Source organism: uncultured Caulobacter sp., assembly GCF_947036865.1.
Classification (GTDB): Bacteria; Pseudomonadota; Alphaproteobacteria; order Caulobacterales; family Caulobacteraceae; genus Caulobacter.
Genome location: NZ_CAMQSF010000019.1, coordinates 34,986 through 55,441 on the forward strand (window position 1 = coordinate 34,986; position 20,456 = coordinate 55,441).

Here is a 20,456-nt window from a genome sequence, read left to right on the forward strand (position 1 = left end):
CTCTCTCGAAACAGCGTCCCGCCCCATGCCCTTCGACACCTCGACCGACGACGCGACCGAACGCGTGGCCCTGCCGGCTCCCGTGGCTCAGCGGCTGTCGGGGTCGGAGCTGGTGGCGCGCGGCTCGGTCAATGTCATCAGCATCAAGGCCATTCGCGCCTGGGCCGGCGAGTGGTGGAGCCAAAAGCGCGCCGACGTCTGGACCTATGTCGAGCTGAAGCTGAACGAGCACCTGGATCGCCAGGACATGCGCGCGCGCATCTCCGACAGCGAGTTCCTGGTGGCCATGAACAACGATCACGGCCTCGCCGCCCAGGCGACCAGCGTGAAGATCCTCGAGGACGTCCTGACCCATCTGCTGGGCGTCGCCTCGCCGGGCGATCTCGGCATCCGCTCGGTGATCGGCGTCGAGGGCGGCCAGGCCGTCTGTCGTCGCGTCGATCCGTTCGTGGTCCTGGCCGCCCGCGCCCGCCGCGACTCGGCCCGCTCGCCCGTCCGCGTGACGGTCGAGCCCAGCGACGAGGCTCGTCGCACGCCGGTGGCCTTCACCACCGCCGGCGGCGCGGCCCTGCGGGTCGATTTCACGCTGGAGCACGTGGTCAGCCTGCGCCGCGACATCACCACCGCGGTCCGGCTCGAGCCGATGGTCACGCACCTGGCCAGCGGTCGCCAGGCCTCGGCCCGCGCCCTGACCAAGCTCTCGGACCGGGACGTCGCCTTCATCGACGAGGCCACCCTGAAATACGCGGCGGTGTTCGCGCGGTCGGTCCAGGGGCCCGACACGCCCGAACTGATCCTGCCGGCCTCGTTCCGCACCCTCGGCACCCAGCGGGGCCGCGACCTGCTGACCGGCACGGCGGGGCTCTCGCTGTCGCTGCTGAGGGGCGGCGTGATGATCGAGCTGGTGGACGTCACGCGCGGCACGCCCGCCGGGCGACTGCTGGAGGTCGTGGGCCTGCTGCGCGCCCTGACCCGCGGCGTCATCGCCCGCGTGCCGCCGGACAAGGAAGCCCTGCGCGTCCTGAAGGACGCTCGCCTGGCCGGCCTGGCCCTGGACGCCTCGGACCTGACCGGGGAAGCGGCCAGGATCGCCGGCGACATCATGGCCTTCGGGCGCGACGCCCGCGGCCTGGCGCCGATGACCATCCTTCAGGGTCTGCCGCAGGATGGCTATTTCGCGGCCGCCGAGACGGCGGGTCTCACGCACGCGTCGCTGCGCGCGACCTATCCGCTGGCCAAGCGCGCGGCGGCCTGAGGCCTCAGGCGCGCTGGCGCCCGTAGCCGATCGTCTTGACGATCTCGCGCGCGTCATAGGCGTCGCGGTCGCGCGGCGTCGGACCCCGCCCGAACACCACCTCGATCGAGCGCGCGAAAGACGGCCCGGGGCCGAGGTTGAAGCTGGTCCCCAGGCCCACGCCCACGCTGCTGTGCCGGCCGAAGCTGGCCGAGCCGCCGCCGAGCGAGAACCGGGGTCCCGAGGCCTCGCCCGCGACCGTGGTGGCGCGGTCCGCGACCCGGAACCAGTCATAGCCGTCGCGCAGGGCCAGCTCGGCGGCGCGCAGCAGCGCGTAGTCGGCGATCTGGGCCTCGGACGCGCCGGCCCCGCCCTGAAAGGTCACGCGATAGCGGCCGGCCTCCAGGCGGTACTCGGAATAGCCGACGGCGTTGGGCGCCCCCTCGGCGGCGCGATAAAGGGTGGGCGCGGTGGCGCAGGCGGCGAGCAGGAGCCCGGCCAGGGTCGCGGCGATCAGCGGGTGAGCGGTCTTCATGACTTTGCCTCTTCGTCCTGATCAACGGTCTCCGGACGCCGCTGTTCCGGAAGGGAGAGATCCAGCGACGCGAGCATGGCGGTGAAATCGGACGGAAGCGGGGCCGTGATCGTCCGCTCGCCGCCCAGGGGATGCGGGAAGGTCAACCGCGCGGCGTGCAGCATCAGGCGCGGCGCGGCGACGCCGCCCAGCATCAGCGCCCCGCCATAGCGGCTGTCCCCGGCGAGCGGCCGGCCGATCGAGCCCATGTGGACGCGGAGCTGGTGCATGCGGCCGGTGTCGGGCGACAGCTCGACCAGCGCCGCCGTGGCGTTGTGGGCCAGGGTGCGATAGCGGCTGCGGGCGGTCTCGGCGTCGGGATGGTCGGGGGCGCAGACCCGCATATAGGCCTCGCGGCCGATCGACTCGCGGCGCAGCGGGCTGTCGATCATGCCGCCCTTCGGCTCGGGCGCCCCCGGCGCGACGATGGCGAGATAGCTCTTGCGAAAGCGCTTGGCCTCCAAGGCCTTGCCCAGGAACGCCGCGGCCGGCTTGGTCTTGGCCGTCAAGATGACGCCCGAGGTGTCGCGGTCCAGCCGGTGGATCAGGCGCGGCCGGGGCCGATTGGGCCGCGCGAAGGCCCAGAGCAGGTCGTCGAGCGTATGGGCCTTGATCCGCCCGCCCTGGCTGGAGAGGCCGGCCGGCTTGTTCAGGACGATGATCGTCTCGTCCTCGTAGAGCACCCACGACCGCGCGGCCTCGATCTCGTCGGACGTCAGGGCGATGGGCGTCTCCACGGCCTTCGGTTTGGGCGGGGCTGGCGGGCGGCGCGGTGGCTTGTTCATCACCGCCTCCTAGCACGCCCCCAAACCGATTTCCCCGGCGAATGCCGGGGCCCAGATCGCGCTCAAAGGACTCGGCGGACCTAGCGAGGTCCCAGGCGCGAAACTTCGAACGCTCCGGATGGATCTGGGCCCCGGCATTCGCCGGGGAGACGGAGAATTCAGCCGCCTACTTCCCCTCCCTCCGCACCTGGCTCCAAGCCTCCAGCCGCTCGCGGACCTTGGCCTCGGCGCCGATGGGCTTGGGCTCGTAGAACCGCCGCCGCTCCATGCCGTCCGGGAAGTAGTTCTGGCCCGAGACCCCGCCCTCGACGTCGTGGTCGTAGGCATAGCCGTCGCCGTAGCCGAGCGACTTCATCAGCTTGGTCGGGGCGTTGAGGATGTGGGCCGGCGGCATCAGGCTGCCAGTCTCCTTGGCGGCGCGGCGCGCGGCCTTGTAGGCCGTGTAGACCGCGTTCGACTTGGGGGCGCTGGCCATGTGGACCACAGCCTGGGCCAGGGCCAGCTCGCCTTCGGGGCTGCCCAGGAAGTCGTAGGCGTCCTTGGCGGCGGTGGTCAGCAGCAGGCTCAGCGGATCGGCCGCGCCGATGTCCTCGGACGCCATGCGCACCAGGCGGCGGGCGATGAACAGCGGATCCTCGCCGCCCTCCAGCATCCGCGCCAGCCAATAGAGGGCCGCGTCCGGATCGCTGCCGCGCACCGACTTATGCAGGGCCGAGATCAGGTTGTAGTGCTCCTCGCGGTCCTTGTCGTAGGCCGGGCGGCGCTTCTGCAGGAACTGGCCCAGCTGGGTCGGGTTCAGCGGGCTGTCGGTCCCGATCGAGAACAGGGTCTCGGCCAGGGTCAAGAGGTAGCGGCCGTCGCCGTCGGCCATGGCCACCAGGCTCGCGCGCGCCTCGGCGTCGATCGGCAAGGGCCGGTTCTCGGCTGTCTCGGCGCGCTGGAGCAGCAGGTCCAGCGAGTCCTCGGTCAGCCTCTTGAGCACGAACACCTGGCAGCGCGACAACAGGGCGCCGTTCAGCTCGAACGACGGGTTCTCGGTGGTCGCGCCGACCAGGGTGACGATCCCCTCCTCGACGAACGGCAGGAAGCCGTCCTGCTGGGCGCGGTTGAAGCGGTGGATCTCGTCGACGAACAGGAGGGTGCTCTGGCCGGCCTGGCGACGCACGCGCGCCTGCTCGAAGGCCTTCTTCAGGTCGGCGACGCCGGAGAACACCGCCGAGATCTGCTGGAACTCGTAGCCCCCGGCCTTGGCCAGCAGGCGCGCTATGGTGGTCTTGCCCGTGCCCGGCGGCCCCCACAGGATCATCGAGGCTAGGCGATGGGCCGCAGCCATGCGGCCGATGGGGCCTTCGGGCCCGAGAAGGTGCTGCTGGCCCACCACCTCGTCGAGGCTCTGGGGCCGCAGGCGGTCGGCAAGCGGCGCCGGCGCGTGGGGAGTCAGGCCGGCGGCCTGGAAGAGATCGGACATGCCGGTCTTCTAGCAGGCCGCCGACGCCAAGTCGTCAGCCCGAGAAGCGGGCGGTGATCCGCTGACCGTTGCGCTCGATCGTCACCACCCAGTTGCGGCCCTGGCCGGTGCTGGCCGCGACCAGATCGGCGACGGTGTTGACCGTCCGGCCATTGACCTCGCGGATGAAATCGCCGGCCTGCAGGCCGACATTGGCCGCGTAGCCGGGGCCGATCGCGGTGACCAGCACGCCGCGTCCGGCGAACGGATCGACGCCGAGGTCCTGCGCCGCCGCCGGCGACAGGTTGATCACCGTGGCGCCGTTGAACGGCGTCGCGCCCTTCAGCGTCCGTTCGTCGCGAGCCGGGGTCTCGGGCGGCGCCTCGGCGCGGACCGTGATCGTCTGCTCACGCTCGCCGCGCCGGATCTGCATCGGCACGCGGTCGCCGACCTTGTGGGTGCCTATGGCGAAGGCGCCGGCGCCCTCGTCGTTCACGGCCTGGCCGTCGATCGCCAGAATGACGTCGCCTTCCTTCAGCCCCGCGCGGTCGGCCGAGGAGCTCGGATAGACCTGGGCCACCAGCACGCCGCGCGGCGTGGCCATGCCGAGGCTGCGGGCGATCTCGCCGGTGACGGGCTGCCCCTTCACGCCCAGCCAGGGCCGCACGACGCTGTGGCCGCCGCCCAGGGCCGCGCCGACCACCTGGCGCACCACCCGGGCCGGGATGGCGAAGCCGACGCCCGACGACGAGCCCGAGCGCGAGATGATGAAGGTGTTGATGCCGACCAGGTCGCCGTCCATGTCGACCAGCGGCCCGCCCGAATTGCCCGGATTGATGGCCGCGTCGGTCTGGATGTAGCTGCCGAAGTCGGCGGCGCCGACATCGGTCCGCGCCAAGGCCGAGACGATCCCGTTGGTCACCGTCTGGCCGACGCCGAACGGGTTGCCCATGGCCAGGACCAAGTCGCCGACCTCCAGCTGCTCCTGGTCGTCGATGGCCATGACCGGCAGCTTCTCGCCCTTGGTGTCGATCTTCAGCACGGCCAGGTCGGCGCGCGGATCGTCCAGCAGCACCGTGGCCGGGAATTCGCGACGGTCGGCGAGCTGGACGGTGATGTCGCCCTTGCCCTCGACGATGCCCTCGATGTTGTGGTGGTTGGTGATGATCACCCCGTCGGCGCGGACGATCGCGCCCGAGCCCAGCGAGCCCTGCACCTGGGCGCCGCCGCCGCCTCCGCCCATGAAGAAGTCCCAGAACGGATCGACGCGCTGGCGCACGATCCGCCGGCTGGCGACATTGACGACGGCCGGCGCGGCCTTCTTCACCACCGGCGCGAAGGACATCTTCATCGTCGCCGCGTCGGAGGGAACGCGGCGCGTCGGCTGCGGCATGTCGGGGATCGACTGCGCCTGCGATTGCCCGGTCGGGTTGGAGCAGGCGGTCAGCAGGACGAGGACGGGCAACAGGGCGCGAAGGTGGCGCATGATCTTCCGGATTAGCTCCTATCTGTTGGTCGCAAGTCAGCCGAGCTTTCGGGCGAGTTCAAGGCGTCGGAAGGTCCGGTCCAAGGCGAAAGCCCTCATGCCGCCTGCGGTTCCGGCGTCGGCAGCGGCCGGGCGACGGCCCAGGCCAGCGACGTCGAGGCCAGCATCAGGGCCGCCGCGATCAGGATCGGCAGGCCCGGCATGTGCAGGGTCGCGTCGTGCCGGACGGCGAAGGCGAACGGCACGAGGTACAGCGCCGGCCCCAGGATCGACGAGATGCCCATCATCGCCGAATTGGCGCCCTGCAGCTGGCCCTGCTCGTTCGGCGCCACGCGGCGGCTCATCAGGCCCATCAGGCCCGGCTGGATCAGCCCCGACAGCGCGAAGATCGGCAGGCCGCACAGATAGATCAGGCCGGTGGGCGCCAGAGCGTAGATCATGAAGCCGGCGAAGCCCGAGAACAGGCCGATCAACAGCGTGCCGCGCTCGCCCACCGCCTTGACCACGCGGCCGACGACCAGGGCCTGGACGAGGATACTGGCGACGCCGCTGCCCATCAGGGTCGCGCCGACCGTGTTGGGGCCCCAACCGTAGCGGTAGCCCATATAGAGCACGAACACGCTGGGCAGCACGTTGTGGGCCAGCTGGAACAGGAAGCCGACGCCGGCCAGACCCAACAGGCCCGGATGGTCGCGCAGCAGCCGCAGGGAGCCGAGCGGATTGGCCTTCTTCCAGTCGAAGCGCGTTTGTCGACGCTCCGGCGGCAGCGACTCCGGCAGCACGAAGAAGCCGTACAGCCAATTACACAGAGCGAGGCCCGCGCAGGCCAGGAACGGCAAGCGATGGTCGAACTGCCAGAGGAAGCCGCCCAACATCGGGCCGAAGGTGAAGCCGACGCCGAACGCCGCGCCCATCAGGCCAAAGCCCTTGGCCCGGTTCTCCGGCGTGGTCACGTCGGCGACATAGGCGCTGGCGGTCGAGAAGCTGGCGGCCGTCATGCCGTTGAAGATCCGGCCCACGAACAGCCACCAGAGGCTGGGCGCGAAGGCCATGAACAGAAAGTCGACCCCCAGGCCGAAGATCGAGGTCAGGATCACCGGCCGGCGACCGAAACGGTCCGACATCAGCCCCAGGATCGGCGAGCAGAAGAACTGCATCACGCCCCAGGTCGTGGCGAACAGCACCACCCAGTCGGCCGCCGCGGCGGTGTCGCCGCCGCCGAACGACTTCACCAGGTTCGGCAGAACTGGGATCATGACGCCCAGGGACGTCACGTCGAGGATCGCGGTGACGAAGATGAAGCCCAGCGCGGCCTGGCGCTTGGTTCCCGTGATCCGCGAGTCCGTCGTCTGTTCGGTCATGCGTCGCCCTCCCCGGCGCGCTCTAGGTGGACGCTGTTCGCCCGGGCCGCAAGGGCCGCCAGCGAGGCTCGCCACCATTCGCCGTGACGTTGAAGAAAGATCGCGCTCGGAAAGCCGTGCCGCGCGACATGCGAGGCCGGCACGCTGTCCCAGCCGCGATGCTCGACCGTCACGCGGGTCTGTCCGCCCTCCACGGCCTCGAACCGCACCTCGACCTCGGTGTCCATGCCGGGCGCGAAGGTCGCCTGTCGCCAGCCGAAGACCAGCCGCGCGCCGCGCTCCCAGACCCTGACCCTGCCGATCTCGAAGACCTGGCCGGTCGACTGGCGCTCCAGCAGGCGTCCATCCTCGAACGCCAGGACCCCCGGCGCGCGCGGGGTGAAGGCGAACAGCGGGTTGGGCCGCCACCACAGGCCGATGTCGTCGGTGAAGGCGTCGAACACCGCCTCGGGCGGCGCGGCGATGCGCAAGGCGACGACGATCCTGGAGCTCACCGGACCTTGGCCTCCACATGCGCCTTCAGCGCCGAGAGCTGATCGGCCCAGTGATCCGCGGCGGCGTCCAGCCAGGCCTTCAGCTCGGCCATCGGCTCGGCGCGCAGGCGATAGACCCGGACGCGGGCGTCGAAGTCGGGGTGGCTCTCCTCCACCAGACCCGACTGGCGCAAGGCGCGGAGATGACGGCTCATCGCCGGCGGCGTCAGGCCGAGGCTGTCGGCCAATTCACCGGCGCGACGCGGCCGCTCGCGGAGCAAGTCGATCGTCCGCCGGCGATGCGGATCCGCCAGGGCGGCGAGCGTGCGGTCCAGCGCCTCGCTCAAGGCAGCGCGCCCGCGAGCTTTTTGGGCGCGACATTGCGCCAGGCGTCGAGCAGCGCGCCGCGCGCCGTGGCCTCGTCGCAGGCGGCCAGGCGGACGCGGGTCGCCCCGCCCTTCCCCCAGCCGCCGGGCACGGGTGCGAACACCTCGGGCTCGGCCGCGACGCGCATCTCTTGCTGGTCCGGCGTCAGCTTGACCATCGCCCAGGCGGCGTCCGGATTGCCCAGCGTCGCGAAGATCCGGCCGCAGCGGAAGTCGACCGTCCCCATGTGCGATCCTTCGACCGCCTGGGGCAGAGCCAGGGCCAGCCGGCGGAAGTCGTCCGGCGTGATCACGCGGCGCCGACCGTGATCTTAAGGCCGCTGCGGCGCTCCATCTCGGCCGTCGACACCGCCTCGACCTCGGCCGAGACTGTCCAGATGTGCTGCTCGGGATCCCGGCAGCGATAGGTGCGCGCGCCGTAGAACTGGGTCTCGGGCGGCGCCAGGATCTCGGCCCCGGCCGCCCTCGCCCGCTCGCAATGCGCGTCGACGTCTCCGTCGATGTAGATGTGCACGGTCTGGGTGGTCTTGCCGCCCAGCGCGGCGGGGCTGGCGTGATTTTCGCTCCATTCGCCGCCGATCATCACGGTGGCGTCGCCATGGCTCATCTGGGCGTGCGCCACGCCGCCGTCCTCGCCCTCGATCAGGAAGGTCAGCTCGAAGCCGAACGCCGCCTCCAGGAAGGCCAGGGCCGCCTTCGGGTCGCGATAGGTGACGGCGGACACCAGGCCTTTACGCGGTTCGGGCATCGCGGCGGTCCTTTCACTATTTCCGGAATATTTAACGCATATCGCAATTACCTTGGCAAGCGGCCGTTCGGATCGCCGCCGGCATGACCGGCTCTTAACTTGGCGGTGGCCCGCCGCCTCGCCATAGTCGCCGCGTCGGGCCGAGTCGCCCGGCGTCGGGACCCGTCGCATGTCGATCGCCCTCGAGGCCGACCGCCTCACCAAGACCTACGGGGCGGTGCGCGCCCTCGACGATTTCTCCATCGCCATTCCCGCCGGCGGCGTGTTCGGGGTGCTCGGCCCCAACGGCGCGGGCAAGAGCACCCTCTTCCGCATCGCCCTGGGCCTGGTGCGGCCCACCGAGGGCTCGGCGCGCCTGTTCGGCGCCGCCCCCGGCGACATCACCGCCCTGCGCAAGGTCGGGGCGATGATCGAGACCCCGCGCTATCCGCCCTATCTGACCGCCCGCGACACCCTGACGATGCTGGCCCTGGAAAGCGGCAAGAAGGACGCCGACATCGGCGGCTGGCTGGAGCGGGTCAGCCTGACCCACGCCGCCGACCGCGCCACCAGCGGCTTCTCGGTCGGCATGAAACAGCGCCTGGGCCTGGCGGCCGCCTTCCTGACCAAGCCCGAGCTCGTGATCCTGGACGAGCCGACCAGCGGCATGGACCCGGCCGGCATCCAGGAGATCCGCGCCCTGATCGTCGACCTGGCCAAGCGCGAGGGCGTCACCGTCATCCTGGCCAGCCACCAGCTGGACGAGGTCAAGCGGGTCTGCGACCGCGTCGCCATCCTGTCGCGCGGCAAGGTCGTGGCCGAGGGCGGCGTGGCCGAACTGACCGCCGGCGAGGCGCGCCTGCGCCTGACCCTGGCCTCTCCCCTGGCTCCGGCCCTGGCCGTGCTGGACGACCGCGGCGAGGCCGACGGCGCCGACGCCGTGCTGGCCGACATCCCGCGCGCCGAGGCCCCCGCCGTCATCCGCGCCCTGGTCGAGGCCGGCGCCGAGATCGTCGAGGCGCGGTGGCGCGAGGTCGACCTCGAGGGGGTCTATCTGAAAACGCTGGGCCAGACCCCCTCGGCCGCCGCCCCGGAAGGAGCCGCCTGATGCTGGCCGACGCCATCGCCGCCGAACGCTTCCGCCTGCTGCGCGACCGCTCGGCCCTGTTCTGGGGCTTCGTCTTCGCCCCGCTGGTCAACTTCCTGCTCAATATCAGCGGCGACCTCTTCGTGCGCTACGTCCTGAAGAAGGCGACGCCGGAGCTGACGGTCGCGGTCGTCGACCAAGTAATCAAGGCGCTGGCGGACGGCGCCTCGACCTTCGCGGCGCTGTTCCTGATGATCGGCGCGGCCGCGGTGCTGGCCGGCGACTATCGATGGGAGACCTGGCGGCTGATGACGCCGCGCAACACGCGCCTCAACCTCTTGCTGGCCAAGCTGCTCGTCGTCGGTGAAGCGGTGTTCTGGAGCCTGCTGCTGAGCGCGGCGCTGTCGGCGGCGGCGGCGGTGATCGGCGCGGGGATCGGCGGCAAGACCCTGACCCTGTCGATGTTCGACCGCAACCTGTTCGACGTGATCGGCGTGCTGGCCATCACCTGGCTGGAGGCCATGACCCTGGCGGCGCTGGCGGCCGGCGTCGGCGTGCTGTCGCGCTCGACCCTGGGCGTGGTGATCGCGTGCCTGGGCTTCCGGTTCGTGCAGACGATCCTGGCCGGCGCACTGCGGATGATGGAGCAGAACCAGCCGCCGAGCTGGAAGCTGCTGGCCATCCCCGCCTACGACGCCGACCTGCTGCGCGCGGCGCTGCTGAACCCGGCGGCTCTGGGGCCGGCGAGCGGCTCGGCCGGCGTGGCGCTGGCGGCGCTGGCGGCGTGGATCGCGGCGCTAGCGGCCGGGGCCCTTTGGCTGTTCCGGCGGCAGGATCTGACGAAGGAGTGAGGGCTCGAATCCTAGTCGATCGCGAGATCGCCGCTACGCCTGGCGTCAATAGACCGCGAAACGTAAACTTGGCCTGGTGACACCAGGATGCCGAGGTACGGAGAGGGTCGTATGAAACGTTTGGTCGCCGCGCTCACGGCATGTTCGGCGCTGTGCTTGGGACAAGCCTGGGCTCAGACCGCGAGCCTTCCCTCACCTAGCGGAGCGCCAGCTTCCTCTAACCCAGAGATGCAGCGCCTGTTCGATGAAGATCAGGCTGACCGTAGGGGCGATGCGACAGCCCTGGATTGGGGGCAAATCACGTTGCATGACGGGCCGCGTCGAACTGCTGTGGCCAAACTGCTGGAGGCGGGCGCCCTCCGAACGGGCCAGGACTTCCTCCAGGCCGCTTTCGTCTTTCAGCACGGCCGCGCGCCAAATGACTTTCTCCTAGCCCATACCCTGGCGATGGTCGCCGTAGCCAAGGGTGAGCGGAGCGCCCTCTGGATAGCGAGCGCGAGTCTGGATCGCTATCTGCAGGCTATCGAGCGACCGCAAATCTTCGGGACGCAGTACGACATTCCTGGCCAGGGCGAACCATCTCAGGGGCTGTATGATCGTGACTTGGTCGCCGACGCCCTGCGTCTGGAACTCGGCGTACCATCGCAAGCTGAACAGGCTTCGCGGCTAGCGGCGTATCGGCGCGAAGCCGCCAGCCAGCGCCGGCGGTGACCCCGAAACAAGAAAGGCCCCGGATCGCTCCGGGGCCCCTCGTCTCAGCCGAGGCTGAAATCTCTTAGTCTTCGGCGTCGGCCGTGAAGACCGGGCCCGAGTCCTTGCCCTTTTCCGAGACGTCGCGGTCGACGAACTCGATCACGGCCATCGGGGCGTTGTCGCCGTAGCGGAAGCCGGCCTTCAGGACGCGGATGTAGCCGCCCTGACGGTCCTTGTAGCGCGGGCCGAGCACGGCGAAGAGCTTGCCGACTTGCTCGACGTCGCGAACCGAGCTGATGGCCTGACGGCGCGCGTGCAGGTCGCCGCGCTTGGCCAGGGTGACCAGCTTTTCGACGATCGGACGCAGTTCCTTGGCCTTCGGCAGGGTGGTGACGATCTGCTCGTGCTTGATCAGCGAGGCCGACATGTTGGCGAACATGGCGGCGCGGTGAGCCGAGGTGCGGCCCAGTTTGCGGTGGGCGTAGCCGTGACGCATTTTCTTCTCTCCTGGGCGCTTGGCCCGAGCGGCGTCCTGACGAGGAGCGCCTGATTGTCACCAATCCTGGTCCGTCCCGACCCGGTTCAGAGCGAAGCGCCGGGGCCCTCCACCGCGTAGCGGCTTCAAAAGGCCCAGGCCGCTCCCCCTTTCCGAAGAGAGGAAGAGCGGCCCGGATTTAGCGCGATAGGCTTCGAAGGTTCTTAGATTTGGTCTTCGAACTTCTTGGCCAGGTCTTCGATGTTCTCCGGCGGCCAGTTCGGCACGTCCATGCCGAGGTGCAGACCCATGCCGGCGAGCACTTCCTTGATCTCGTTCAGCGACTTGCGGCCGAAGTTCGGGGTGCGCAGCATCTCGGCTTCGGTCTTCTGGATCAGGTCGCCGATATAGACGATGTTGTCGTTCTTCAGGCAGTTGGCCGAACGGACCGACAGTTCCAGCTCGTCGACCTTCTTCAGCAGGGCCGGGTTGAACGGCAGTTCCGGCTTGGACTCGTCGGCCGACTTGGCCTTCGGTTCCTCGAAGGTGATGAAGATCTGCAGTTGGTCCTGCAGGATCCGGGCGGCGTAGGCCACGGCGTCCACCGGGGTGACGGCGCCGTTGGTTTCCACTTCCAGGATCAGCTTGTCATAGTCCAGCGACTGGCCCTGACGGGTCGGCTCGACGCGGTAGGCGACGCGCTTGACCGGCGAGTACAGGGCGTCGACGGCGATCAGGCCGATCGGCGCGTCTTCCGGACGGTTGCGGTCGGCCGGGACATAGCCCTTGCCCGTGTTGACCGTGAACTCCATCCGCACCGAGGCGCCGTCGTCCAGCGTGCAGAGCACGTGGTCGGGGTTCAGGATCTCGATATCGGCAGGGGTCTCGATCTGACCGGCGGTGACCGGACCGGGGCCCGTGGCGCGCAGGGTCATGCGCTTGGGGCCTTCGGCGTGCATGCGCACGGCCAGCTGCTTGATGTTCAGAACGATGTCGACGACGTCCTCGCGGACGCCTTCGAGCGAGGAGAATTCGTGCACGACGCCATCGATCTGGATGGCGGTGACGGCGGCGCCTTGCAGCGACGAGAGGAGAACGCGACGCAGGGCGTTGCCGAGCGTCACACCGAAACCGCGCTCGAGCGGTTCGGCGACGATGCGAGCCTTGCGGGTCGCGTCGGCGCCGGTTTCGATCTGCGGCTTCTCAGGACGGATCAGCTCGTTCCAGTTTCTTTCGATCACGTGGTCGGTCCCTTGAACGCGGCTCGCCGGCCGCGTTTTGCGCAGCCGGCGAAGGAGAATTGTGGTCTAAAAAATACTAGACGCGACGACGCTTGGGCGGACGGCAGCCGTTGTGCGGGATCGGCGTGACGTCGCGGATCGTCGTAATCGTCATGCCGGCGGCTTGCAGAGCGCGCAGGGCCGACTCGCGACCGGAGCCCGGACCCGAGACGTTGACTTCCAGCGTCTTGACGCCGTGCTCGGCGGCTTTCTTGCCCGCGTCCTCGGCGGCCATCTGGGCGGCGTACGGGGTCGACTTGCGCGAGCCCTTGAAGCCCATCATGCCGGCCGAGGACCACGAGATCGTGTTGCCCTGGGCGTCGGTGATGGTGATCATGGTGTTGTTGAACGAGGCGTTCACGTGCGCCACGCCCGAGGTGATGTTCTTGCGTTCGCGACGTTTAACGCGAGCCGGTTCCTTGGCCATCGGTCAGGCTACCTTACTTCTTCTTGCCGGCGATCGGCTTGGCCGGACCCTTGCGGGTGCGGGCGTTCGTGTGGGTGCGCTGACCGCGGACCGGCAGGCCCTTGCGGTGACGCAGGCCGCGGTAGCAGGCCAGGTCCATCAGACGCTTGATGTTCATCGAGTTCTCGCGACGCAGGTCGCCCTCGACGGTGTAGTCACGGTCGATCGTTTCGCGGATGGCGAGGACTTCGGCGTCGGTCAGCTGGTTGACGCGACGCGCATCCTCGATGCCCACCTTCGTGATGATGTCACGAGCCGACTTTTGGCCGATGCCGTGAATGTACTGAAGCGCGATCAGGACGCGCTTGTTCGTCGGGATGTTGACGCCTGCGATACGGGCCACGTCTAATGTTCTCCTAGTCACGCACTAAAGACGCGAACGGCGCGCCCGGCCGGACCAGAAGATCCAAACCGGCGCGCACGGATCGCGCCCTTTCGCGGAAGCGCCCCGTTATAGGGATCGTTTCACTTCCGTCAACAACTGAATCCACGGAAAAGCCCGCAAATTCGGGGTTCAATCAGGCGACGACGCCCAGGGCGCCATCGATCGCGGCGGCGACCGCTTCGACGGTCCCCATGCCATCCAATTCCGTCAGCTTCCCCTGCCCTTCATAGTAAGGCAGCAGCGGCGCGGTCTGGGCGTTGTACTGGGCCAGGCGAGTCACGAAGACCTCGGGATTGTCGTCCGGCCGCCCCTGCTCCTCGAACCGCTTCTTGATCCGTTCGATCAGGGCCGGTTCGTCTACCTTGAGTCGGAGAACGACGTCGATCTTCTGTCCGCGGGCGGAAAGCATTTTATCGAGCGCCTCGGCCTGGGCGACCGTGCGCGGGAAGCCGTCGAAGATCGCGCCGCCGGCGGCCTCGGCCTCCGGCAAGCGGTCCTCGATCAGGGCGATGACGATCTCGTCGGTGACCAGTTCCCCGCGATCCAGCACGCCCTTGACCTTCTGACCCAGCTCGGAGCCCGAAGCGATCGCCGCGCGCAGCATGTCGCCGGTCGAGAGCTGGACCATGCCGCGCTCGGCGACCAGGCGCTTGGCCTGGGTGCCCTTCCCCGCCGCCGGCGGACCGAACAGGATCAAGTTCATGAAAGCCCCTTCGCGCGTCGCCGAGTCTCTCGCCCGGCTCTCATCTCCCGGAGCAGACCTAGAGCCCCGGGAAAGAAAACGGAAGCCGGTTTTGTGACAAACCGGCTTCAACGCTTCTGACAATGTGGAACGATGAAGCCTAGCGGTTGCGGCCGCCGCGCAGCTTCGACTTCTTGATCAGGCCCTCGTACTGGTGGGCCAGGAGGTGCGACTGGATCTGCGCCACCGTGTCCATGGTCACCGTCACGACGATCAGGATCGAGGTGCCGCCCAGGGCGAACTGGTTGGACTTGATGGCCATCATCACCAGCTCGGGCGCGACGCAGACGGCGGTGATATAGGCCGCGCCGATCACCGTCAGGCGGGTCAGCACATAGTCCAGATACTCGGCGGTGCGCTTGCCCGGCCGGATGCCCGGCAGGAAGCCGCCGTACTTGCGCAGGTTCTCGGCCGTCTCCTCGGGATTGAACACCACCGAGGTGTAGAAGAACGAGAAGAAGATGATCAGCAGGGCGTAGAACACCAGGAAGGCCGGGTGGCCGTGCTGCAGCGCGCCCACCACGCCCGGCAGCCACGACATCCACTCCGGCAGGTTGGCCGTCTGGATGAAGCTCATGGCGGTCGTCGGCAGCAGCAGCAGGCTGGAGGCGAAGATCGGCGGGATGACGCCGGCGGTGTTGATCTTCAGCGGCATGAACGAGTTCTCGCCGCCGATCATGCGATTGCCCTGCTGGCGCTTGGGATAGTGGACCAGCAGGCGGCGCTGCGAGCGTTCCATGAACACGATGGCCAGGATGGCGGCCACGGCGCCGATCACCACCAGGAACACCGGCGTATAGCTGCCCGAGGTCTGGGCCTGGACCAGCATCTGGCCGAGCACGATCGGCAGGCGCGCCACGATGCCGGCGAAGATGATCAGGCTAACGCCGTTGCCGACGCCGCGGCTGGTGATCTGCTCGCCCAGCCACATCAGGAACAGCGTGCCGCCGGTCAGGGTGACGACCGTCGAGACGACGAAGAAGGCCGGGCCGATGCCGCCGACCACGACGCCTTGCTGGGCCTGCAGGCCGAACGCGATCGAGGCCGACTGGACGACGGCCAGCACGACGGCGAAGTAGCGGGTGTACTGGTTGAGGGTCTTGCGGCCCGCCTCCCCGCCTTCCTTCTTCAGCTTCTCCCACGGCGGATACACCGTGCCCATCAGCTGCACGATGATCGAGGCGCTGATGTAGGGCGTCACGTTCAGCGAGAAGATCGCCATGTGCTGCACGGCGCCGCCCGAGAACAGGTTGAACATGCCGAGCAGGCCGCCCGAATTACCGTTGAACAGGCGCTCGAAGGCGACCGCGTCGATGCCGGGGATCGGGATGTAGGTGCCAAGGCGATAGACGATCAGGGCGATGATCGTGAACCAGATGCGCTTGTGAAGTTCGGTCGCCTTCTGGAACGACGCGAAGTTCATGTTGGCTGCGAGTTGTTCGGCGGCCGAGGCCATTCAGATCCCCACGACTCAGGAGCGCGATAGCCGAAAGCGATACCGCTTCGGCGGCCGACGCGCTCTGAAATTAGGTTTCCCGGACCAGACTGATCCGAGGAGAGCGCCACAAATAGGTGAGGCCCGCCGCGTTGTCACGGCGAGCCTCGAAAACAACTGTCGTCCCGGCTGGGCCGGAGCGCCGTTCAGGACGACAGCTTATCGGCTTAGGCTTCGGCTTTGCGCCTTGGCCTTCTTGGTCACGGTGACCGAACCGCCGGCGGCCTCGACGGCCTTGATGGCGGCTTCGGTGGCCGAATAGACGGTCAGCTTCAGGGCCGACTTGATCTCGCCCTTGCCCAGCAGCTTCACGCCGTCCAGTTCGCGACGGATGACGCCGGCGGCGACCAGGTCGGCGGCCGAGACCTCGGCGCCGGCCTTCAGCTTGCCGGCGGCGACGGCCTGTTCCAGGCGCCACAGGTTCACTTCGGCGTAGTCCAGACGGAACGGGTTGTTGAAGCCGCGCTTGGGCATGCGCATGTGCAGCGGCATTTGGCCGCCTTCGAAGCCGGCGATGGCGACGCCGGTCCGCGACTTCTGGCCCTTCACGCCGCGGCCGCTGGTCTTGCCCTTGCCCGAACCCGGGCCGCGGCCGACGCGCATGCGGCCCTTGGTGGAGCCTTCGCGCGGCGCCAGTTCGTTCAGCTTGGTCATGTGTGCCTCTCCTTGGAGATCTGCGCCCGGCGCATGGCCGGACTCGGCTTTTGAAAATCAGAGCGCGCTTAAAACCCTAAATCGCCAGAAAACTCAACGGAGAAATGAGATTTCAAACGAAAACCACCCCGGCTTTCACCGGGGTGGCGTATTTCGGCGTCGCGTAGAGGACTACTCGACGATTTCCAGCAGGTGCTGGACCTTGCGGATCATGCCGCGGGTCGAGGGGTTGTCCTGCAGGGTCGAGGTGCGACCCACGCGGTTCAGGCCCAGACCGACGAGCGTGGCCCGTTGGTCCTTTTCACGACGGATCGGGCTGCCGGTCTGGCGCACCGTGATGGTCTTAGCTTCAGCCATGACTTAGCCCTCGATGGCTTCCGGCGACGACGCGCCGTCGGCGCGACGGCCGAGGATGTCGCCAACCTTCTTGCCGCGCTTGGCGGCGATCTGGCGGGGCGACGATTGCACCTTCAGGGCTTCGAACGTGGCGCGCACCATGTTGTACGGGTTCGAGGAACCCGTCGACTTGGCCACGACGTCCTGGACGCCCAGGGTTTCGAGAACCGCGCGCATCGGACCGCCGGCGATGACGCCGGTGCCGGGAGGCGCCGAGCGCATCATCACCTTGCCGGCGCCCCAACGGCCAGCGCCGTCGTGGTGCAGGGTGCGGGATTCGCGCAGCGGAACGCGGATCATCGTCTTCTTGGCTTCCTCGGTCGCCTTGCGGATGGCTTCCGGCACTTCACGCGCCTTGCCATGACCGAAGCCGACGCGGCCCTTCTGGTCGCCGACGACCATCAGAGCGGCGAAGCTGAAGCGACGACCGCCCTTCACGGTGGCGGCGACGCGGTTGATGTGGACGAGCTTTTCGACGATGTCGCTGTCGACCCGCTCTTCGGGGGCGTTGCGGTCGCGACGGTCACGGCGTTGACCGCCCTCACCGCGCTGTTGTTCACCACGAGCCATTTTCGTTCCCTTAGAAGTTCAGGCCGGCTTCGCGCGCGGCGTCGGCCAGGGCTTTCACCCGGCCGTGGAAGATGTAACCGCCACGATCGAACACGACGTCCTTGACGCCCTTTTCGATGGCGCGCTCGGCGACGAGCTTGCCGACAGCGGCGGCGGCATCCTTGTCCGCGCCCTTGCCTTCGGACTCCAGGGTGGAGGCCGACGCCAGGGTCACGCCGCGTTCATCATCGATGATCTGGGCGTAGATGTTCTTCGACGAACGGAAGACCGACAGGCGCGGACGACCGTTGGCGAGGCTCTTGAGGCGGGTGCGAACGCGCTGAGCGCGCTTGGCCGCCGATTCACGAGGAGAGAGCGCCATGGCTTACTTCTTCTTGCCTTCCTTGCGGCGGACGGTCTCGCCGGCATAGCGCACGCCCTTGCCCTTGTAGGGCTCCGGCGGACGAATGCGGCGGATCTTCGCGGCAATCTCACCAACCGCCTGCTTGTCGATGCCGGCGATCTTGATTTCGGTTTGCTTCGGCGTGGCGAACGTGATGCCGGCCGGGGCCGGAACGTCCACGTCGTGGCTGAAACCGAGTTGGAGGCTGAGGGCCGTGCCCTTCATAGCCGCGCGGTAACCGACGCCGACCAGCTCGAGGCTTTCCTCGAAGCCGGTGGTCACACCGTGCACCATGTTGGCCACCAGCGTGCGGGACAGACCCCACATGCCCTTGGCGCGCTTCGTATCGACGCGCGGGGTCAGCAGCAGCTCGGAGCCTTCCTGCTTGACCTCGACTTCGTCGGCGATCGTCCACGACAGCTGACCCTTGGGGCCCTTCACCGTGACCGTCTGACCCGAGAGCGTCAGGGTGACGCCCGAGGGGATTGCGACGGCTTTCTTACCGATACGTGACATGCTCTTTCCCTCCCGCGCCTAGTAGACGCGGCAGAGGACTTCGCCGCCGACATTAGCGTCGCGCGCGGCGGTGTCCGACATGACGCCCTTCGGCGTCGACAGGATCGAGATGCCCAGGCCGTTCTTGATCGGCTTCAGGTCCTTGATCGACGAGTAGACGCGACGGCCAGGCTTGGACACGCGGCTGATCTCGGCGATCACGGGCTGGCCGTCGAAGTACTTCAGCTCGATCTCGAATTCGGGGAACGCACCGGGCTTCTCGATCAGCGAGTAGCCGCGGATGTAGCCTTCGTCGGCCAGCACGTCGAGGACGCGGGCGCGCAGCTTGGAAGCCGGCGTCGACACCTTCGAGCGCTTGCGCGTGGCGGCGTTCTTGATGCGAGCGATCATGTCGCTCAGGGGATCGTTCATCGACATCTGATGGTCCTCACCAGCTCGACTTGACGAGGCCGGGGATCTGGCCTTGCGAACCGAGTTCGCGGAGGGCCACACGGCTCATCTTAAGCTTGCGGTAGTAGGCGCGCGGACGGCCCGTGACTTCGCAGCGGTTGCGGATGCGGATCGGCGAGCTGCTGCGGGGCAGCTTGGCCAGCTTGAGGCGAGCCTCGAAGCGTTCCTCGAGCGGCAGGCTTTCGTCGTTGGCGATCGCCTTCAGCGCGGCGCGCTTCTCGGCGAACTTCTTGACGAGGGCCTTGACGGCTTCGTTGCGGTTGACGGCGCTTTTCTTGGCCATGGTTTCTTTCCCTTCCCGCTCTCTTAGTTGACGAACGGGAACTGGAATTCCTTCAGGAGAGCCTTGGCTTCCTGGTCGGACTTCGCAGTGGTGCAGACGATGATGTCCATGCCCCAGATCTGCTCGATCTGGTCATAGTTGATTTCCGGGAACACCAGGTGCTCCTTCAGGCCCATGGCGTAGTTGCCACGGCCGTCGAAGCTCTTGCCGTTCAGGCCGCGGAAGTCCTTCACGCGCGGCAGCGCGATCGTGACCAGGCGGTCGAGGAATTCGTACATCCGGTCCTTGCGCAGGGTGACCTTGGCGCCGACCACCATGCCTTCGCGCAGCTTGAAGCCGGCGATCGACTTGCGGGCGCGGGTCGCGACGGGCTTTTGGCCGGCGATCGCCTGCAGATCCTTCAGGGCGGTCTGAGCCTTCTTGGAGTCGGCCACCGCCTCGCCGATGCCCATGTTCAGGACGATCTTGTCCAGCTTGGGAATCTGCATTTCGTTGGTGTAGCCGAACTGCTCCTTCATCGCGGCGCGGATGCGCTCGCGATAAACGGTCTTCAGCCGGGGCTCGTAAGCTTGATCAGCCATTGATCACCTCGCCGGTCGTCTTGGCGACGCGCACCTTCTTGTCGCCTTCGATCTTGAAACCGACGCGGGTGGGCTTGCCGTTGGAATCCACGACGGCGACGTTCGAGACGTGCAGCGCGGCTTCCTTGTTCTTGATGCCGCCTTGCGGATCGGCTTGGGTCGGCTTGGTGTGACGCGAAACCATGTTCACGCCTTGCACCACGACCCGGTTGTCCTTCGGCAGGACCTGCAGGACAGCGCCTTGCTTGCCCTTGTCCTTGCCGGCCAGAACGACGACGCGGTCGCCCTTCTTGATCTTAGCGGCCATTACAGCACCTCCGGGGCGAGGGAGATGATCTTCATGTGGTTCTTGGCGCGCAGTTCGCGGGGAACCGGGCCGAAGATCCGCGTGCCGACCGGCTCGCTCTGCTTGTTGACGATGACGGCCGCGTTCTTGTCGAAGCGGATCATCGAACCGTCCTTGCGCTTCAGGCCTTGGTTCACGCGAACCACGACGGCGCGCAGAACGTCGCCCTTCTTCACGCGGCCGCGCGGAATGGCTTCCTTCACGGAGACGACGATCACGTCGCCCACGCTGGCGTAGCGACGGCCAGCGCCGCCCAACACCTTGATGCACATGACCCGGCGAGCGCCAGAGTTATCGGCGACGTCCAAGTTAGTTTGCATCTGGATCATGG

General features: G+C 68.0%; 29 protein-coding genes. 4 read left to right on the top strand and 25 right to left on the bottom strand.

Annotated features, from left to right (window positions below):
* Positions 1-25: 25 nt before the first annotated feature.
* Positions 26-1,255: a hypothetical protein gene (locus tag Q0V34_RS12020; protein ID WP_297512043.1), complete on the top strand. Its 1,230-nt coding sequence runs from the start codon at positions 26-28 to the stop codon at positions 1,253-1,255.
* Positions 1,256-1,259: 4 nt separating this feature from the next.
* Here Q0V34_RS12020 and Q0V34_RS12025 read toward each other — a convergent pair whose 3' ends face one another.
* From Q0V34_RS12025 to Q0V34_RS12065, 9 genes are all read right to left on the bottom strand, one after another.
* Entirely contained in the window at positions 1,260-1,769 is a 510-nt protein-coding gene (locus tag Q0V34_RS12025) for a hypothetical protein (protein WP_297512045.1), read from the bottom strand.
* Entirely contained in the window at positions 1,766-2,593 is an 828-nt protein-coding gene (locus tag Q0V34_RS12030; protein ID WP_297512049.1) for an RluA family pseudouridine synthase, read from the bottom strand. The genes Q0V34_RS12025 and Q0V34_RS12030 overlap by 4 nt, the downstream gene beginning before the upstream one ends.
* 166 nt (positions 2,594-2,759) lie before the next feature.
* Positions 2,760-4,061, bottom strand: a complete 1,302-nt coding sequence (locus tag Q0V34_RS12035; RefSeq protein WP_297512052.1) for a replication-associated recombination protein A — start codon at positions 4,059-4,061, stop codon at positions 2,760-2,762.
* Positions 4,062-4,095: 34 nt separating this feature from the next.
* A complete protein-coding gene (locus tag Q0V34_RS12040) occupies positions 4,096-5,526 on the bottom strand; it encodes a Do family serine endopeptidase (protein ID WP_297512055.1) in 1,431 nt (476 codons plus the stop codon).
* Between the two features lie 95 nt (positions 5,527-5,621).
* Positions 5,622-6,887, bottom strand: coding sequence for a TCR/Tet family MFS transporter (locus Q0V34_RS12045; RefSeq protein ID WP_297512058.1), 1,266 nt, complete (start codon positions 6,885-6,887; stop codon positions 5,622-5,624).
* Positions 6,884-7,381 carry an SRPBCC domain-containing protein gene (locus Q0V34_RS12050; protein WP_297512060.1) on the bottom strand — a complete coding sequence of 166 codons (498 nt, stop codon included), beginning with the start codon at positions 7,379-7,381 and terminating at the stop codon, positions 6,884-6,886. Before Q0V34_RS12050 ends, Q0V34_RS12045 begins: the two co-directional genes overlap by 4 nt.
* Positions 7,378-7,707 (bottom strand): helix-turn-helix transcriptional regulator, encoded by a 330-nt coding sequence (locus Q0V34_RS12055; protein WP_297512064.1) that lies wholly within the window; start codon positions 7,705-7,707, stop codon positions 7,378-7,380. The genes Q0V34_RS12050 and Q0V34_RS12055 overlap by 4 nt, the downstream gene beginning before the upstream one ends.
* A complete protein-coding gene (locus tag Q0V34_RS12060) occupies positions 7,704-8,039 on the bottom strand; it encodes an MmcQ/YjbR family DNA-binding protein (RefSeq protein ID WP_297512067.1) in 336 nt (111 codons plus the stop codon). The genes Q0V34_RS12055 and Q0V34_RS12060 overlap by 4 nt, the downstream gene beginning before the upstream one ends.
* On the bottom strand, positions 8,036-8,494 hold the full coding sequence (locus Q0V34_RS12065) for a VOC family protein (protein ID WP_297512069.1): 459 nt from the start codon (positions 8,492-8,494) through the stop codon (positions 8,036-8,038). The genes Q0V34_RS12060 and Q0V34_RS12065 overlap by 4 nt, the downstream gene beginning before the upstream one ends.
* Positions 8,495-8,663: 169 nt before the next feature.
* Here Q0V34_RS12065 and Q0V34_RS12070 point away from each other — a divergent pair, with 169 nt between their 5' ends.
* The 3 genes from Q0V34_RS12070 to Q0V34_RS12080 all read left to right on the top strand — a co-directional run bounded on the left by Q0V34_RS12070 (position 8,664) and on the right by Q0V34_RS12080 (position 11,122).
* Complete coding sequence (locus Q0V34_RS12070) at positions 8,664-9,581, top strand: ABC transporter ATP-binding protein (protein ID WP_297512072.1); 918 nt, start codon at positions 8,664-8,666, stop codon at positions 9,579-9,581.
* The gene (locus tag Q0V34_RS12075; RefSeq protein ID WP_297512074.1) at positions 9,581-10,411 is read left to right on the top strand and encodes an ABC transporter permease; all 831 of its coding nucleotides are present in this window, start codon (positions 9,581-9,583) and stop codon (positions 10,409-10,411) included. The genes Q0V34_RS12070 and Q0V34_RS12075 overlap by 1 nt, the downstream gene beginning before the upstream one ends.
* A 228-nt stretch (positions 10,412-10,639) precedes the next feature.
* Positions 10,640-11,122, top strand: a complete 483-nt coding sequence (locus Q0V34_RS12080) for a hypothetical protein (RefSeq protein WP_297512077.1) — start codon at positions 10,640-10,642, stop codon at positions 11,120-11,122.
* A 64-nt stretch (positions 11,123-11,186) separates the two neighbouring features.
* Here Q0V34_RS12080 and rplQ read toward each other — a convergent pair whose 3' ends face one another.
* From rplQ to rplN, 16 genes are all read right to left on the bottom strand, one after another.
* Positions 11,187-11,600 (bottom strand): 50S ribosomal protein L17, encoded by a 414-nt coding sequence (gene rplQ, locus Q0V34_RS12085; RefSeq protein WP_297512080.1) that lies wholly within the window; start codon positions 11,598-11,600, stop codon positions 11,187-11,189.
* 203 nt (positions 11,601-11,803) lie between these two features.
* Complete coding sequence (locus Q0V34_RS12090; protein WP_184720769.1) at positions 11,804-12,820, bottom strand: DNA-directed RNA polymerase subunit alpha; 1,017 nt, start codon at positions 12,818-12,820, stop codon at positions 11,804-11,806.
* Between the two features lie 76 nt (positions 12,821-12,896).
* Entirely contained in the window at positions 12,897-13,286 is a 390-nt protein-coding gene (gene rpsK / locus Q0V34_RS12095) for a 30S ribosomal protein S11 (RefSeq protein WP_010919150.1), read from the bottom strand.
* A 13-nt stretch (positions 13,287-13,299) separates the two neighbouring features.
* Positions 13,300-13,668: a 30S ribosomal protein S13 gene (rpsM, locus tag Q0V34_RS12100; RefSeq protein ID WP_066684382.1), complete on the bottom strand. Its 369-nt coding sequence runs from the start codon at positions 13,666-13,668 to the stop codon at positions 13,300-13,302.
* A gap of 175 nt (positions 13,669-13,843) precedes the next feature.
* Positions 13,844-14,413 carry an adenylate kinase gene (locus tag Q0V34_RS12105; protein ID WP_297512088.1) on the bottom strand — a complete coding sequence of 190 codons (570 nt, stop codon included), beginning with the start codon at positions 14,411-14,413 and terminating at the stop codon, positions 13,844-13,846.
* A gap of 139 nt (positions 14,414-14,552) precedes the next feature.
* Complete coding sequence (secY, locus tag Q0V34_RS12110) at positions 14,553-15,908, bottom strand: preprotein translocase subunit SecY (protein WP_297512091.1); 1,356 nt, start codon at positions 15,906-15,908, stop codon at positions 14,553-14,555.
* A gap of 198 nt (positions 15,909-16,106) precedes the next feature.
* Positions 16,107-16,601: a 50S ribosomal protein L15 gene (gene rplO, locus Q0V34_RS12115; RefSeq protein WP_297512094.1), complete on the bottom strand. Its 495-nt coding sequence runs from the start codon at positions 16,599-16,601 to the stop codon at positions 16,107-16,109.
* Between the two features lie 171 nt (positions 16,602-16,772).
* Positions 16,773-16,958, bottom strand: a complete 186-nt coding sequence (gene rpmD, locus Q0V34_RS12120; protein WP_004616903.1) for a 50S ribosomal protein L30 — start codon at positions 16,956-16,958, stop codon at positions 16,773-16,775.
* Positions 16,959-16,961: 3 nt separating this feature from the next.
* Positions 16,962-17,567, bottom strand: coding sequence for a 30S ribosomal protein S5 (gene rpsE / locus Q0V34_RS12125; protein ID WP_004616905.1), 606 nt, complete (start codon positions 17,565-17,567; stop codon positions 16,962-16,964).
* A 10-nt stretch (positions 17,568-17,577) separates the two neighbouring features.
* The gene (gene rplR, locus Q0V34_RS12130; protein WP_004616908.1) at positions 17,578-17,928 is read right to left on the bottom strand and encodes a 50S ribosomal protein L18; all 351 of its coding nucleotides are present in this window, start codon (positions 17,926-17,928) and stop codon (positions 17,578-17,580) included.
* 3 nt (positions 17,929-17,931) lie between these two features.
* On the bottom strand, positions 17,932-18,465 hold the full coding sequence (rplF, locus tag Q0V34_RS12135; protein WP_297512099.1) for a 50S ribosomal protein L6: 534 nt from the start codon (positions 18,463-18,465) through the stop codon (positions 17,932-17,934).
* 18 nt (positions 18,466-18,483) lie between these two features.
* On the bottom strand, positions 18,484-18,882 hold the full coding sequence (rpsH, locus tag Q0V34_RS12140) for a 30S ribosomal protein S8 (RefSeq protein WP_297512102.1): 399 nt from the start codon (positions 18,880-18,882) through the stop codon (positions 18,484-18,486).
* A 10-nt stretch (positions 18,883-18,892) separates the two neighbouring features.
* Positions 18,893-19,198, bottom strand: a complete 306-nt coding sequence (rpsN, locus tag Q0V34_RS12145) for a 30S ribosomal protein S14 (protein ID WP_004616913.1) — start codon at positions 19,196-19,198, stop codon at positions 18,893-18,895.
* Positions 19,199-19,221: 23 nt separating this feature from the next.
* Positions 19,222-19,779: a 50S ribosomal protein L5 gene (gene rplE / locus Q0V34_RS12150; protein ID WP_099503308.1), complete on the bottom strand. Its 558-nt coding sequence runs from the start codon at positions 19,777-19,779 to the stop codon at positions 19,222-19,224.
* Positions 19,772-20,086, bottom strand: coding sequence for a 50S ribosomal protein L24 (gene rplX / locus Q0V34_RS12155; protein WP_297512108.1), 315 nt, complete (start codon positions 20,084-20,086; stop codon positions 19,772-19,774). The genes rplE and rplX overlap by 8 nt, the downstream gene beginning before the upstream one ends.
* A complete protein-coding gene (gene rplN, locus Q0V34_RS12160) occupies positions 20,086-20,454 on the bottom strand; it encodes a 50S ribosomal protein L14 (protein ID WP_058348440.1) in 369 nt (122 codons plus the stop codon). Before rplN ends, rplX begins: the two co-directional genes overlap by 1 nt.
* Between the last annotated feature and the right edge of the window lie 2 nt (positions 20,455-20,456).

What these genes read in the sequence shown, in the direction of transcription:
- rpsH (WP_297512102.1), bottom strand. Translation starts at nt 18,882, where the DNA reads ATGTCGATGAACGATCCCCTGAGCGACATGATCGCTCGCATCAAGAAC.
- rpsN (WP_004616913.1), bottom strand. Translation starts at nt 19,198, where the DNA reads ATGGCCAAGAAAAGCGCCGTCAACCGCAACGAAGCCGTCAAGGCCCTC.
- rplO (WP_297512094.1), bottom strand. Translation starts at nt 16,601, where the DNA reads ATGACCAAGCTGAACGAACTGGCGCCGCGCGAAGGCTCCACCAAGGGC.
- Q0V34_RS12065 (WP_297512069.1), bottom strand. Translation starts at nt 8,494, where the DNA reads ATGCCCGAACCGCGTAAAGGCCTGGTGTCCGCCGTCACCTATCGCGAC.
- rplX (WP_297512108.1), bottom strand. Translation starts at nt 20,086, where the DNA reads ATGGCCGCTAAGATCAAGAAGGGCGACCGCGTCGTCGTTCTGGCCGGC.
- Q0V34_RS12020 (WP_297512043.1), top strand. Translation starts at nt 26, where the DNA reads ATGCCCTTCGACACCTCGACCGACGACGCGACCGAACGCGTGGCCCTG.
- Q0V34_RS12080 (WP_297512077.1), top strand. Translation starts at nt 10,640, where the DNA reads ATGCAGCGCCTGTTCGATGAAGATCAGGCTGACCGTAGGGGCGATGCG.
- rplF (WP_297512099.1), bottom strand. Translation starts at nt 18,465, where the DNA reads ATGTCACGTATCGGTAAGAAAGCCGTCGCAATCCCCTCGGGCGTCACC.
- Q0V34_RS12070 (WP_297512072.1), top strand. Translation starts at nt 8,664, where the DNA reads ATGTCGATCGCCCTCGAGGCCGACCGCCTCACCAAGACCTACGGGGCG.
- secY (WP_297512091.1), bottom strand. Translation starts at nt 15,908, where the DNA reads ATGGCCTCGGCCGCCGAACAACTCGCAGCCAACATGAACTTCGCGTCG.
- rplE (WP_099503308.1), bottom strand. Translation starts at nt 19,779, where the DNA reads ATGGCTGATCAAGCTTACGAGCCCCGGCTGAAGACCGTTTATCGCGAG.
- rpmD (WP_004616903.1), bottom strand. Translation starts at nt 16,958, where the DNA reads ATGGCTGAAGCTAAGACCATCACGGTGCGCCAGACCGGCAGCCCGATC.
- Q0V34_RS12025 (WP_297512045.1), bottom strand. Translation starts at nt 1,769, where the DNA reads ATGAAGACCGCTCACCCGCTGATCGCCGCGACCCTGGCCGGGCTCCTG.
- Q0V34_RS12045 (WP_297512058.1), bottom strand. Translation starts at nt 6,887, where the DNA reads ATGACCGAACAGACGACGGACTCGCGGATCACGGGAACCAAGCGCCAG.
- Q0V34_RS12040 (WP_297512055.1), bottom strand. Translation starts at nt 5,526, where the DNA reads ATGCGCCACCTTCGCGCCCTGTTGCCCGTCCTCGTCCTGCTGACCGCC.
- rplN (WP_058348440.1), bottom strand. Translation starts at nt 20,454, where the DNA reads ATGATCCAGATGCAAACTAACTTGGACGTCGCCGATAACTCTGGCGCT.
- rplR (WP_004616908.1), bottom strand. Translation starts at nt 17,928, where the DNA reads ATGGCGCTCTCTCCTCGTGAATCGGCGGCCAAGCGCGCTCAGCGCGTT.
- rplQ (WP_297512080.1), bottom strand. Translation starts at nt 11,600, where the DNA reads ATGCGTCACGGCTACGCCCACCGCAAACTGGGCCGCACCTCGGCTCAC.
- Q0V34_RS12035 (WP_297512052.1), bottom strand. Translation starts at nt 4,061, where the DNA reads ATGTCCGATCTCTTCCAGGCCGCCGGCCTGACTCCCCACGCGCCGGCG.
- rpsE (WP_004616905.1), bottom strand. Translation starts at nt 17,567, where the DNA reads ATGGCTCGTGGTGAACAACAGCGCGGTGAGGGCGGTCAACGCCGTGAC.
- Q0V34_RS12075 (WP_297512074.1), top strand. Translation starts at nt 9,581, where the DNA reads ATGCTGGCCGACGCCATCGCCGCCGAACGCTTCCGCCTGCTGCGCGAC.
- Q0V34_RS12030 (WP_297512049.1), bottom strand. Translation starts at nt 2,593, where the DNA reads ATGAACAAGCCACCGCGCCGCCCGCCAGCCCCGCCCAAACCGAAGGCC.
- Q0V34_RS12105 (WP_297512088.1), bottom strand. Translation starts at nt 14,413, where the DNA reads ATGAACTTGATCCTGTTCGGTCCGCCGGCGGCGGGGAAGGGCACCCAG.
- rpsK (WP_010919150.1), bottom strand. Translation starts at nt 13,286, where the DNA reads ATGGCCAAGGAACCGGCTCGCGTTAAACGTCGCGAACGCAAGAACATC.